At 54.6% G+C, this 12,458-nt stretch carries 13 protein-coding genes; 9 read left to right on the top strand and 4 right to left on the bottom strand.

What is annotated here, in order from left to right:
• Positions 1 to 89 precede the first annotated feature (89 nt).
• The 9 genes from KCG46_RS10610 (at position 90) to mazG (ending at position 8,107) form a co-directional block, all read left to right on the top strand.
• Complete coding sequence (locus tag KCG46_RS10610; RefSeq protein ID WP_218405186.1) at positions 90 to 1,124, top strand: lytic murein transglycosylase; 1,035 nt, start codon at positions 90 to 92, stop codon at positions 1,122 to 1,124.
• Positions 1,125 to 1,205: 81 nt separating this feature from the next.
• Positions 1,206 to 2,345 carry a D-alanyl-D-alanine carboxypeptidase family protein gene (locus KCG46_RS12745; protein WP_218405187.1) on the top strand — a complete coding sequence of 380 codons (1,140 nt, stop codon included), beginning with the start codon at positions 1,206 to 1,208 and terminating at the stop codon, positions 2,343 to 2,345.
• Positions 2,345 to 2,998 carry a dTMP kinase gene (gene tmk / locus KCG46_RS10620; protein WP_218405188.1) on the top strand — a complete coding sequence of 218 codons (654 nt, stop codon included), beginning with the start codon at positions 2,345 to 2,347 and terminating at the stop codon, positions 2,996 to 2,998. Before KCG46_RS12745 ends, tmk begins: the two co-directional genes overlap by 1 nt.
• Positions 2,998 to 3,963, top strand: coding sequence for a DNA polymerase III delta subunit-related protein (locus KCG46_RS10625; protein ID WP_218405189.1), 966 nt, complete (start codon positions 2,998 to 3,000; stop codon positions 3,961 to 3,963). The genes tmk and KCG46_RS10625 overlap by 1 nt, the downstream gene beginning before the upstream one ends.
• Positions 3,956 to 5,521 carry a methionine--tRNA ligase gene (gene metG / locus KCG46_RS10630; protein ID WP_218405190.1) on the top strand — a complete coding sequence of 522 codons (1,566 nt, stop codon included), beginning with the start codon at positions 3,956 to 3,958 and terminating at the stop codon, positions 5,519 to 5,521. Before KCG46_RS10625 ends, metG begins: the two co-directional genes overlap by 8 nt.
• The gene (locus KCG46_RS10635; RefSeq protein ID WP_218405191.1) at positions 5,521 to 6,297 is read left to right on the top strand and encodes a TatD family hydrolase; all 777 of its coding nucleotides are present in this window, start codon (positions 5,521 to 5,523) and stop codon (positions 6,295 to 6,297) included. The genes metG and KCG46_RS10635 overlap by 1 nt, the downstream gene beginning before the upstream one ends.
• Positions 6,294 to 7,076, top strand: a complete 783-nt coding sequence (locus tag KCG46_RS10640) for an MBL fold metallo-hydrolase (protein WP_218405192.1) — start codon at positions 6,294 to 6,296, stop codon at positions 7,074 to 7,076. Before KCG46_RS10635 ends, KCG46_RS10640 begins: the two co-directional genes overlap by 4 nt.
• Positions 7,073 to 7,246 (top strand): hypothetical protein, encoded by a 174-nt coding sequence (locus tag KCG46_RS10645; protein ID WP_218405193.1) that lies wholly within the window; start codon positions 7,073 to 7,075, stop codon positions 7,244 to 7,246. Before KCG46_RS10640 ends, KCG46_RS10645 begins: the two co-directional genes overlap by 4 nt.
• Positions 7,247 to 7,303: 57 nt before the next feature.
• Positions 7,304 to 8,107 carry a nucleoside triphosphate pyrophosphohydrolase gene (gene mazG, locus KCG46_RS10650; RefSeq protein WP_218405194.1) on the top strand — a complete coding sequence of 268 codons (804 nt, stop codon included), beginning with the start codon at positions 7,304 to 7,306 and terminating at the stop codon, positions 8,105 to 8,107.
• On the opposite strand, the gene hflX is transcribed toward mazG, so the two are convergent.
• The 4 genes from hflX to KCG46_RS10670 form a co-directional block, all read right to left on the bottom strand.
• Complete coding sequence (gene hflX / locus KCG46_RS10655) at positions 8,083 to 9,387, bottom strand: GTPase HflX (protein ID WP_218405195.1); 1,305 nt, start codon at positions 9,385 to 9,387, stop codon at positions 8,083 to 8,085. The two genes, mazG and hflX, sit on opposite strands and share 25 nt — an antisense overlap.
• A gap of 17 nt (positions 9,388 to 9,404) precedes the next feature.
• Positions 9,405 to 9,962, bottom strand: coding sequence for an RNA chaperone Hfq (hfq, locus tag KCG46_RS10660; RefSeq protein ID WP_218405196.1), 558 nt, complete (start codon positions 9,960 to 9,962; stop codon positions 9,405 to 9,407).
• A 157-nt stretch (positions 9,963 to 10,119) separates the two neighbouring features.
• Positions 10,120 to 11,508 (bottom strand): nitrogen assimilation response regulator NtrX, encoded by a 1,389-nt coding sequence (gene ntrX, locus KCG46_RS10665; protein ID WP_218405197.1) that lies wholly within the window; start codon positions 11,506 to 11,508, stop codon positions 10,120 to 10,122.
• A 46-nt stretch (positions 11,509 to 11,554) separates the two neighbouring features.
• Positions 11,555 to 12,458 (bottom strand): sensor histidine kinase (locus KCG46_RS10670; protein ID WP_218405198.1); only part of this gene is annotated, 904 nt, incomplete at its 5' end.

Raw genomic sequence — 12,458 nt, forward strand, 5'->3', positions numbered from 1 at the left:
GCGCAGTGCAGCCCAATAACGGTGCATTTCGCCCTTGTCACCACACTTCGGATATTGGGTATTCATCTATTTTGTGAGAGATGGGGAAAATGATCTACCGTTTCCTTATCGCAGCGCTCGCTTTGGCCACGCTATCCGCACCAGTTTCCCCCACATTTGCGCAGACACAAGCGCGAGACGGTATCGCATTTAACGTTTATCTTGAGCAACTTAAGTCACGTGCCCGAAGTGAGGGTGTCAGCGAAGCGACCATTCGGCGCATGACCGTTGGCCTGACTCCGAATGACCGCGTGATCAGACTCGATCGGGGTCAACCAGGCAGCCCAACGCGGCGTGGATATCCTGCACTGGCCCCATATATCGCGACTCACGTGAACTCAGTCCGGATTCGCGGAGGCCGCAACGTCTTTCAAAATGATCGTTCAGCATTGCGTGCTGCAGAGGCGGAATACGGGGTGCCAGGCCAGATTATCGTCGCTATTTTCGGTCACGAGACGAGTTACGGTCGAATCCGCGGAAACTTTGATCTATCCCGCAGCCTAGCAACACTCGCGTGGGAAGGTCGTCGTCGTGAGCTATTTTCAAATGAATTCATTGCCTTGATGAAGGTGGCTGACAAAGGGTATTCACGAAATCAACTGGTTGGCAGCTATGCAGGTGCCTTTGGTAATCCGCAATTCTTGCCCTCGGTCTATCTTCGCCTTGCCGCAGACGGTGATGGTGATGGTCGTGCGAACATTTTCTCTAACCGCTCGGATACATTCGCATCGATTGCGAATTATTTCCGCGACGCAGGTTGGCGTACCGGTCAACCATGGGGTGTCCGCGCCAACGTCCCCGCAGGGTTCAACGTTGATGCGTATAGAAACAAACTGAAAGCGCAGGTTTGCCCTCGGGTGCATGAGCGACACAGTCAGTGGAAAACTGTACGCGAATGGCGTGATCTGGGTGTGCGAGCACAAAGGGCATTGCCGGATGACACACTTGTCTCTCTGTTCCAGCCAGACGGGCCGGGAAGGCCAGCATGGCTGCTAACTGGCAACTACCGTGTGATCCTGGAATACAATTGCTCGAACTACTACGCGATGAGCGTTGGATTGCTTGCTGACGAAATCGTGAACTAAACACGTCGCGACCTCGCCATTGCAATTGACGGGCGCTATGTCGATTGCGTGAACCGTAGCTCTTCAAACTTATGGCTATCCGTGCTTGTAGCTGCCTGTGCATTTGGCCCAGCAGCCGAAGGGGCCGCGCAGAACGGTAGTCCGCGCGGCATTCCAAGCGAGGAGGAAGCGCCTGTCGCCCTGCTGCTCGACATCACTTCGGGACAGGTTCTTTTTGCACGCAACGCTGATAGGCGCTTCGTTCCAGCCTCAATCACCAAAACCATGACGGCATTCACGGCATTTGAACGCATTGCCGAAGGATCGCTGAGCACCAGCCAGTTGCTGACCGCCTCGAAAGAGGTGTCAGAGGAATGGTTTGGTAAAGGGTCTTCGATGCTGTTGCCGCCCGAGGCTCAGGTCCCTGTGAGTGAACTGATCGCTGGCATCGCGACCGTTTCGGCAAACGATGGATCGATCGTTCTTGCGGAAGGTATTGCGGGTTCAGTTCCGCTCTGGCTCGATGAAATGAACGCCACAGCCCGAAGCATCGGAATGTCTAACAGTCACTTTGGGACGCCCAACGGGTGGCCGGACGAAGGGCAGACATTCACTACTGCGAATGATCTGGTCGTTTTGGCCCAGACGATGATTGAACGCCATCCGCGTCTTTATGCGGAGTTTATTGGCCGTAGAAACTTCTCCTACAATGGGCTCACACAAGTGAACCGCGATCCGTTGCTGGGGCGTATCGAAGGTGCCGACGGGATAAAGACGGGTTTTACCAGCGAGGCAGGGTTCGGCTTTCTGGGTTCGGCTGAACGTGACGGGCAAAGACTTGTGCTGATCCTTGCCGGCGTAAACCGGAACGCACTGCGTGCACGGCTTTCTCGGCAATTTATGCGATGGGGCTTTGAAGGCTTTGAACGGAAACAGCTTTTAAGTGAGGGCGCTTCTGTGGGATCGGCTCGTGTGCAGGGCGGGGATGCGAGTATCATCGAGTTGAGCACGGATCGCGCGGTGTTCATAAATCTCCCGACAGACCAAATAGACGCCGTGCGCTACAAGATCGTCTATGACGGGCCCATTCGTGCGCCAATTGCCAAAGGAGAGGCAATTGCCAGGCTTGAAGTCAGCGTCCCCGACATGGAGCCGGCGATCGTTCCTTTGCTGGCGAACAATGACATCAAAAGTGCCGGATTTTTTAGAAGGATCTACAATGGTTTTGCAGGGTGGATTTGATGACTGACGTTCAGGTGCGCGGGCGGTTTGTCGCTTTTGAAGGCGGAGAGGGCGCTGGGAAAACCACGCAGGCCGAATTGCTCGCTGCGGCGCTTCGGGCCCGTGCAATTGAAGTTGATGTAACGCGGGAGCCCGGCGGCACCCCAGGTGCGGAGGCCATTCGAACTCTTTTGCTCGATCCACCCGGCGATGGCTGGAGCCTAAAGGCAGAAGCTCTTCTGTTTGCAGCAGCGCGCGCAGATCACGTCGAACACCGAATCTTGCCGGCACTGGAGGCGGGTAAATGGGTTATTTGCGATCGGTTCGTTGATTCGAGCCGTGCTTATCAAGGAGGGGCGGGCGGCCTTGGTGACGAAGCCATTCTTGGCCTTCATCAATTCGGAAGCGATGGCTTGCGCCCCGATCTTACTGTCTTGCTGGATGTTGACCCGGACAAGCTTGGCCAACGCCTTATTGAGAGGGACGGCGGAAAGGCGGATGCGATCGGGGGGCGCAGTTCAGACTATCATCAGAAGGTTGCTTCGCGTTTCAGCGTCTTGGCACAGGCCAACCCCAAAAGCTTCGCGGTCGTGGATGGAAGCGGTGCCGCAGACCAAGTCCATGATGCAGTTATGCAAGCAATCGTGTCGCTCCTGAGTGGCGGGGCAGGTTGATGGATTGGCCCAACCACGTTGATGTATGGCGCGAATGGCGGCGCGCGCTCTCAGGCGCCCGAATGCATCATGGTTGGATACTTGCTGGCAAAAGCGGATTGGGAAAGCGAGACTTCGCAATGACCGCAGCTCGTGAATTGGTGGGTGAAGAAGGTGTCGCGCAGCCTACTGGGGCTCACCCTGATATCCTGACGCTCACGCATCTGCCAAAGGACGACAAAGAAGAGAAAAAGCGGGATGAAGGTAAGGCGTATCAGGTGAAACGCAACATCGCTGTTGGCCAGATCCGCGACATGCAACGCAGGCTGAATACCCGGCCAACGCTTGGGGCGAGGAGAGCCATAATCATCGATCCTGCCGATGATATGGAGCCAAGTGCATCGAATGCGCTGCTGAAAAGCCTTGAGGAACCCCCACAGGGCACATTCTTTATTCTGATTGCGCATCGCCCGTCGCGTTTGCTGCCAACGATCCGGTCCCGTTGTAGGTTGCTGCGTTTTCCGACGCTCTCGAATGAAGACCTGTCGCGCCTGATAGATCAGCATGGTGGAACGGCCGGCGCCCAAGCACGTGACGCGGCAATTGACGCTGCTGAAGGTTCATTTGGCGCGGCAATGCGGTTTTTGGAACAGGATATGGGGCCGCTGGCTGACCTGATCGGACGCCTTTTGCGCGAAGGTGATGCCGCGTTTCAGGGCAGAGGAGAATTGTCGCGGGCAATCGGGCCTCGCGCCGATCGAGGAAGAATTCAGGCCGTCCTGGAGCTTGCGCAAGCTCTTGTGGCTGAGAACGCACGCAATAGCTCTTCGCCGATGGAAAGAGGCCGTCTGATCGAAGTACATAGCCAGCTGGTTACACTGGCTGGGCAAGCTCCTACGTACAATTTCGACAATGGCCTGCTCGCGATGGAAATCGGTACCTTGCTTAGCTCTGTTAGCGCGGGTAGCGAGCACGCCAATGGCTGAAAACAACACATTCTACGTCACCACGGCAATCAGTTACCCCAATGGGCGCCCGCATATCGGACATGCTTATGAGGCGATTTCCACCGATGTGATCGCACGGTTCCAGAGGCAAATGGGCCGCAAGGTGCGGTTCCAAACGGGTACCGACGAGCACGGCCTGAAAATGGCGCGAAAGGCGGAAGAGCAGGGCAGAACGGCTCGCGAGTTGGCAGATGAAATGTCTGGCCACTTCAATGAGATGTGCGATGCCTTGAACGTCTCGTATGACCGCTTTATTCGCACTGTCGAGGATGATCATCATCGCGCCAGTCAGGCGATCTGGCAGCGTATGGAAGCAGCGGGCGACCTGTATCTCGACAGGTATGAAGGTTGGTATTCGGTCCGCGATGAAGCCTATTACGATGAAAGCGAATTGACAGAAGGTGAGGGCGGAACAAAGCTTTCGCCGCAAGGCACTCCGGTCGAATGGACCGTTGAGGAAAGCTGGTTTTTCAGGCTGTCCAAATATCAAGACAAGCTTCTGGAATTGCTCAAGACTCCTGGGTTTCTCGAACCGGCTAGTCGGCGAAACGAAATGATCGCTTTCGTAGAGCAAGGCCTGCGCGATCTATCAGTGAGCCGGACGAGTTTCGACTGGGGTGTTAAGGTGCCCGGCAGTGATGATCACGTTATGTATGTCTGGGTTGATGCACTCACAAACTATCTCACCGGGCTCGGATTTCCGGATGAAACCGATGAAATGCGGGAGTATTGGCCAGCCAATCTGCATATTATCGGCAAGGATATTGTCCGGTTCCACACGATTTATTGGCCCGCATTTTTGATGAGTGCAGATTTGCCTTTGCCCCAAAAAGTGTTTGGGCACGGTTTCCTGCTTAATCGCGGGCAGAAGGAGTCAAAATCTCTCGGTAATGTGACTGATCCGCTTGAACTTGCTGATAAATTTGGTGTCGATACACTTCGCTACTTTCTCATGCGTGAAGTCGCATTCGGGCAGGATGGCAGTTATTCACCCGAAGCAATCGTAACACGCGCCAACGCTGAACTTGCCAATAGCTTTGGGAATCTCGCTCAGCGAACTCTGTCGATGATTGCCAAGAACCTGGATGGAGTTTTGGAGAACTTTGAAAAAGCCGAGGCGGATACAATTTTGCTTGGACAGGTCAGCGACGCCTGCAAAATTGAATTGCCAAAGGCGTTCGAAGACCTCGCATTTTCTGTTGGCATCGAAGCATGGATGCGCGCTGTTTATGCCTGCAACCAGTATGTTGATGAGCAAGCGCCGTGGACGCTCAAAAAGACCGATCCTGAGCGCATGAAGGTTGTGTTGCAGACGCTTTTTGTCGCCCTGCGAGACCTCGGGATTGCGATCCAACCGGTCGTCCCTGAAAAAGCCGCAGATTTGCTTGGCCAACTTGGCACTCCCGAAGGCGAGCGCAGTTACGCCGACCTGTCAGATATAAATTGGTACAAACGCCTTGTGGAAAGCGGTTTTGTCGTCGCCAAACCTACGCCGGTTTTTCCGCGCATTGAAATGCCGGAAGAGGTCGCTGTCTGATGCTTATCGATAGCCATTGCCACCTTGAATATAAGGGGCTGGTTGAGGATCAATCAGGCGTGCTTTCTCGCGCTCGTGAAGCTGGGGTAGGGGCGTTCCTGAACATCTCGACCAAGCAAAGCGAATGGGAGCAAGTGGTTGGAACGGCGACAAGAGAGGCGGATGTCTTCGCAAGCGTCGGTATTCATCCGCACGAAGCTGATGGGCATGAAGATCTGGGCAGGGGAGTGCTGCTAGCGGCGACCGAGAACCCAAAGGTGGTCGGCATTGGCGAAACCGGTCTCGATTACTTTTATGAGCACTCAAACCGCGAAACGCAGGCAAAACTGTTTCGGATGCATATTGATGTTGCACGAAAGACGGGCTTACCCGTTATTATTCACACTCGTGATGCCGAAGACGACACCTATCAAATCCTGACCGAGGAAATGGAGAAGGGCGCATTTCCCGCTCTTATTCATTGTTTCACGGCGTCTGAAGGATTCGGTCGTAAAGTGCTCGCCCTTGGCCTTACCATTTCAATTTCAGGTATCGTGACTTTCAAGAACGCGAAAGCGTTGCAGGAAGCTGCGAAAAACGTTCCTGAAGATCGGCTTCTGGTAGAAACAGACAGCCCATTCCTTGCTCCGGTTCCCCATAGAGGGCGGCCATGTGAGCCTGCTTTCGTTGCCGACACAGCTCGGTTCATGGCCGATTTGCGCGGGATTGAGCCAGAGCAACTGGCCGCTTCGACTACGCAGAATTTCACGAACCTTTTTAGCAAGGCGATGCTGTGAAGCTCATCATGCTTGGCTCGGGCACGTCAACCGGGGTCCCACGGGTCGGCGGACCGGATGGCATGGGTGACTGGGGAGACTGTGACCCCGATGAACCGAGAAATCGCCGCACGCGGGTTTCTATCTTGGTCGAGAATGACGAGGGAAAACGGCTCCTCATCGACACGTCCAGCGATTGCCGTGCGCAGTTGCTAGCGAACAAAATCCCTTCAATAGATGCTGTGTTCTGGACGCATGACCATGCGGATCATTGTCATGGGATCGATGATTTGAGGGCGCTGCGATACGGCCGCGGCGGCCCGATACCAGGGTTTGCAGCAAGCGATACCGTTCGTCGGCTTAGGCAGCGGTTCGGCTATGTTTTTGCGGGCCAGGATGGGTATCCAACGATTATCAGCCTCGATACGCTAGATCGGTTGCGTATCGTGGCCGGTTTTGGCGTTGGGTGGTGCCAAATGGCCCATGGGCCAGGTGAGACGACCGGATTTCGTTTTGAATGCGATGGTAAATCAATTGCTTATGCCACAGACTTTAGCGCAATTTCCGATAGAATGGTTGACCTGTTTGATGGTGTCGACATCCTCGTGAGCGATTGCCTGCGCCGCGATCCGCACCCAACACATGCGCATTTGGAGATGGCAATAGAGCTGGCCGAGCGTTGCTCGACTGAGCGATTGGTTTTGAGCCATCTCGACAAGAGCATGGATTATCAGACTTTGGTGGATGAGGTTCCCGATTTTGTGACAGTGGGTTACGATGGATTGGAGATGACAGCATGAGTGAGATGGCTTGGATTTCCTTGGTTTCGTTGATCGGCTGGTTGGTGATTGCCGGCAGTGCGGTTGCTTCGTATCAACTTGGGTGGAGCAAACTCGTTCGGATGGTGTTGGTTTGGGTTGCGATCTTTTGTGGGGCATTTGTGATTGCCAGCTTCTTTGTTGGTGAATGACCGTCGCCTGCACGACGGAATTTAACATAATATATATTATCATTCCAAAGGTGGTCTATGTCAGAGGATGCTTCGCCAACCAATAACATCACCGAAATAGAACGCCTCCTCAAGGTTATGGCTACACTTCGCGATCCCGATCACGGTTGCGAATGGGATCTGGCGCAAGACTTCATGAGCATCGCTCCGTACACTATCGAAGAAGCCTACGAAGTCGCGGATGCGATCGAACGCAGCGACATGATCGATCTTCAGGAAGAACTCGGTGACCTGCTGCTTCAGGTCGTGTTCCACGCGCAGATGGCGAACGAACAAGGCATTTTTGCATTTGCGGATGTTGCGAAATCAATCAGCGATAAGATGGAAGATCGCCATCCTCATATCTTCGGTAGTGAGACCGGCACTATGGGCGAAGCTCGATGGGAAGCCATGAAAGAGCAAGAGCGAGCACGGAAGGGTGAAACGAGTGCGATGGACGGTGTCGCACTCGCGTTGCCAGCCTTGATGCGCGCGCAAAAGCTTCAGAAACGCGCAGCAAGAACGGGTTTCGATTGGCCTGACCCTAGCGGATCAGAGGCGAAGATATATGAGGAAATTGAGGAACTTAAATCCGCAACTTGTCAATCTGAGCAGATAGAGGAGGCGGGCGATCTCTTGTTCGCTGTCGTCAACTACATTCGAGCCAACGGTGTAAATGCCGAGGAAGCTTTGCGCGCGGCGAATTCAAAATTTGAGGACCGGTTCAAGAGAATGGAAAACCTTGCTGGCGCGGCATTTGTCGACCTGACACTCGATGAAAAAGAAGAGCTCTGGCAGGAAGTCAAAAAGAATGAAAATCAGAGGGCTAAGCTTTCGTACTGACCCAATTCTTTTGGATTTAGGCGTACGGTAAGCTTCCGGACCGGCCCTTGCTCCCCTTCCCCGGCGTCATCATCTGCAATGACATCCCCGTGGGCATGCAACCATGCAAGACGGCGGCCATCGCTGGCCGACAGTGTCACCGTGATTTCCTTTGCTTTTGCGGTGAGCATCTCCGCAACTTTGGTCGTGAACTCATCCATTCCGGATCCAGTCGCAGCTGACATGATGACGGCTTGCTGGCCGCTTGCTGCTTCCCTCAATTCGGCTTTGCGGTCTGGATCGAGCAGGTCAGCCTTGTTCCATATCTCTAAAATAGGAATATCGCTGTCCCCGGTTTCTCGGTCGACCACGTCCAAGTCCGCAAGGACTTCCATCACCTGCTTCTTTTGCGCAGCGTGCGCGGGGTTCGCCATGTCACGTACGTGACAGATGATATCCGCGCCTGTAACTTCCTCCAGTGTCGCGCGGAACGCAGCGACGAGCTGGGTCGGTAGGTCTGAGATAAAGCCGACGGTGTCGGAGAGAATGGCCTTTTCAACGCCGGGCATACCGATTGCCCGCATTGTCGGATCGAGAGTGGCGAACAGAAGGTCTTCTGCCATCACGTCCGCGCCGGTTAACCGGTTAAAGAGCGTGGATTTTCCGGCATTGGTATAACCAACCAGCGCGATGACGGGCCACGGCGCCCTTCCCCTCCGCTCCCTGTGCAATGTTCGCGTTTTGCGAACTTGTTCTAGTTCCCGCCGAAGTCTGCTCATGCGCTGGCGGATCATCCGCCGGTCAGCCTCAATCTGGGTTTCACCTGGGCCGCCAAGGAATCCAAAACCGCCGCGTTGGCGTTCAAGGTGTGTCCAACTGCGTACCAAGCGGCTTTGTTGGTAATCGAGATGCGCAAGTTCGACTTGCAGACGACCTTCGGCGGTCGCAGCACGTTCACCAAAGATTTCGAGGATTAAGCCCGTCCGGTCGATGACCTTGCGCTTCAGCTTTTCTTCGAGATTGCGCTGTTGAATAGGAGAAAGTGCGCCATCGACAATGATCAACTCGCACTCATGCAATTCACATTGGGTGGCGATGTTCTGGACCTGACCAGATCCAAAGAGCGTGTTCGGCTGCATCTGACGGATTGGCATGATCTCGGAGTGTGCAATTATCACTCCGATGGCGAGCGCAAGCCCCTGCGCCTCCTCCAGCCGTTCGCGCGCATCAAGATCGTAGCGTAACGTTCGGATATCAGGGCACAGCACAAGCGCCCGCGCACCGCGGGTCACTTCGTCCATCAGGTCATCATCGAAGCTCAGTCGTCGGTCCCATCATCATCGAACCCGTCATCGTCGCTCAGATCGACGGCGCTTGCGGGTTGAATTGTCGATACAGCGTGCTTGTAAGCGAGTTGAACCGCTCCGTCGCGTTCTAGCAACATACAAAAGAGGTCATATGCTGCAAGCCGCCCTTGCAGCATCACTCCGTTCACGAGGAACATAGTGACCTGAACATTGGCTTCGCTCACGCGGCTCAGGAATACGTCCTGCAAAAGGCGCTGTTTTTTGCTGCCGGCGCTGTTTGCGAACTGTTCGGCGTCAACCGATTGGCCCGGCATGATTGTGGAGATTGCGTGTTTGTAGACCAGTTGAGACTGGCCATCGCGTCGCAGAAGAATTGAAAAGTTATCGAACCAAGTCACAATTCCTTGAAGCTTTACGCCCTTTACCAGAAACATCGTCACCGGTGTTTTGTTCTTACGCAGAAGGTTCAAAAACGCATCTTGAAGATTGCCATTGCCTTGGCGGTTTCCACGATTGGATTCGCCACTACTTGATCCTGGACGAGGAGAGAGAGTCCGTCCGTTCGACATGTTACATGCTCCTGTTATTGGCGGCCGTCATTACGGTCCGCAAATCAGGTACAACAAACAGCCCACCCGTCCGCTGCACCTTTGCGCATAATGGCGCTTGAGAAGCCTCGCGGCAATCCTTGAGTTTTTGTCAACTCAGATTGCCTGTCGTCCCGGACTATTCCTTACGTGCGCTATCGCGTCGCTCCGCCATCCCGAGCAGTTTGAGCTTACGATGCAGAGCAGAACGTTCCATGCCAATGAACGTTGCTGTTTTGGAAATATTGCCGGAGAATCGCCGGATCTGAATCGAGAGATACTCTCGTTCAAAACTCTCTCTCGCTTCACGAAGAGGAACCCCCATCATCGCGGTTAAGCCCTGCCCCGCCGCTGCGAGCTTGCCGCCGGTAATCTCAGCTGGCAACATATCAGCTTCGACCACTGTCAAACGATCGCGAGGCGTCATGATGATCGTCCGCTCCACAACGTTTCGCAACTGACGAACATTGCCTGGCCAATCGTAAGCCTGAAGCGCCGCCATTGCTTCTTCGGAAATCTCTGGGGGGGCAAGGCCTTGGTCGGTTGAATACCGTGTGAAGAAGTGTTCGGCCAAGGCTGGGATATCATCGCGCCGTTCTGCAAGTGACGGAATGGTTACTGGAACCACATTCAACCGGTAGAAAAGGTCTTCGCGGAACCGCTGTTCTTCCATTTCTAACGATAGGTCACGCGTGGTTGAAGAGACGACACGAACATCAACGCCAATCTGGCGTGTACCCCCTACCCTCACGAAACTCTGTTCGGTCAAGACGCGCAGGATGCGGGCCTGTGTCGAAAGCGGCATATCTGCCACCTCATCAAGGTAGAGTGTCCCGCCATCAGCCATTTCCAACAGGCCAGGGCGCACCTGCTTTCCGTCAGATTCTTCACCAAACAATTCTTGCTCGAAACGTTCGGGAGTGATCCTTGCCGAGTTGACCAGAATAAAAGCATGCTCGGCCCGTCCGCTCCACGCGTGGAGCAAGCGCGCAGCGACTTCTTTGCCCGCCCCAGCTGGGCCAGAGATCAGTACGCGGCTACCAGTGTTGGCGACACGTTTTAGAGTCGCTCTAACCGCATTGATTGCGGAGGAATTGCCGGTGAACTCTGCACTGTTCCAATTGCTGTCACGAAGCCGAGTGTTTTCGCGTCTGAGCCGCTCGGTCTCGGTGGCGCGCTCGACAAGCATCAGCAGGCGTTCAGCCTCGAACGGCTTTTCGATAAAATCCATTGCACCCCGGCTGACCGCTGAAACAGCAGTGTCAATATTCCCGTGGCCGGAGAAAATGATGACGGGCAGATCGGGCTCGCGGATCTTTATTGCATCCAAGAGTTCAAGCCCGTCCATCTGGCTTCCATGCAGCCATACATCAAGAAGCACGAGGCTCGGGCGTCGTTCATCGACGGCCGCTAGGGCGCTCGTGCTGTCGGCTGCCGTACGGCATTCATAGCCTTCATCACCTAGTACACCGGAGACAAGTTCACGGATGTCGCGTTCGTCGTCGACAATGAGGATATCTAGCGCCATGCGCAGCTCCTTGGGGTTGGGGTTTTCATCGTTGGAAAGTCTGTGATCATTGTACGTCCCCCTCACGTGTTTGAGGATCGCGAGCGAAGCGCAACGTGACAAGCGTTCCGCCGCTCTCTGCGCTGGCGAAGCTCATGTCACCGCCATGCTCTTCGACGATCTTGTTCACGATCGCGAGCCCAAGGCCAGTGCCCTTCTCGCGAGTGGTCATATATGGTTCGGCTATGCGTTCGCGTTCCGTCGGAAGGCCGATGCCGTTGTCCTCGACTGTGATTGCCAAGTGCGTTTGGTCTTGCTGCATAGACACCGCCACACGCCCGGAATAACCCTCATTGCCATCAGCTTCTCTGGCCTCAACCGCCTCAACGGCATTCTTCACGACATTGGTCATGGCCTGCCCGAGTTGATGACGGTCACAGCAAATCATGCGCGTCTCCAGCTCATCGGTGGTTACGCTGAATTGAATGTGCGAATGGGCAACTTCCTGAAGGAAAACAGCCTGACGCACGAGGTCAACGGCGTCTTCACCGCGGAAAACAGGCTTTGGTAAACGGGCAAAAGAGGAAAACTCATCCACCATCTTTCTAAGACCGCCGACTTGACGAACGATGGTGCTGGTTAATTCGTCAAACAGCTCGCCATCTTCGTCGGCCACTTGTTTGCGGTATCGGCGCTTAAGGCGTTCAGTCGCCAGCTGGATTGGAGTGAGCGGGTTTTTAATTTCATGTGCGATGCGCCGTGCAACATCTGACCAAGCCGCTTGCCGCTGGTTCAATAGCTGACGAGTGATATCTTCAAACGTAATCACTTTCCCGCTTGATCCCGGTGCGATTTTCACCGCCAATGTGAAAAACTCGTTGCCTTTGGCATGACTAACAATGGCACTTTTCTGCCCTTCGCTAATCAATTGGCTGATCTCCGGCGAAAGGTCCGATAGAAATTCGCCGACT

The sequence above is a fragment of the Erythrobacter crassostreae genome, assembly GCF_019204045.1.
GTDB classification, from domain to species: domain Bacteria; phylum Pseudomonadota; class Alphaproteobacteria; order Sphingomonadales; family Sphingomonadaceae; genus Erythrobacter; species Erythrobacter crassostreae.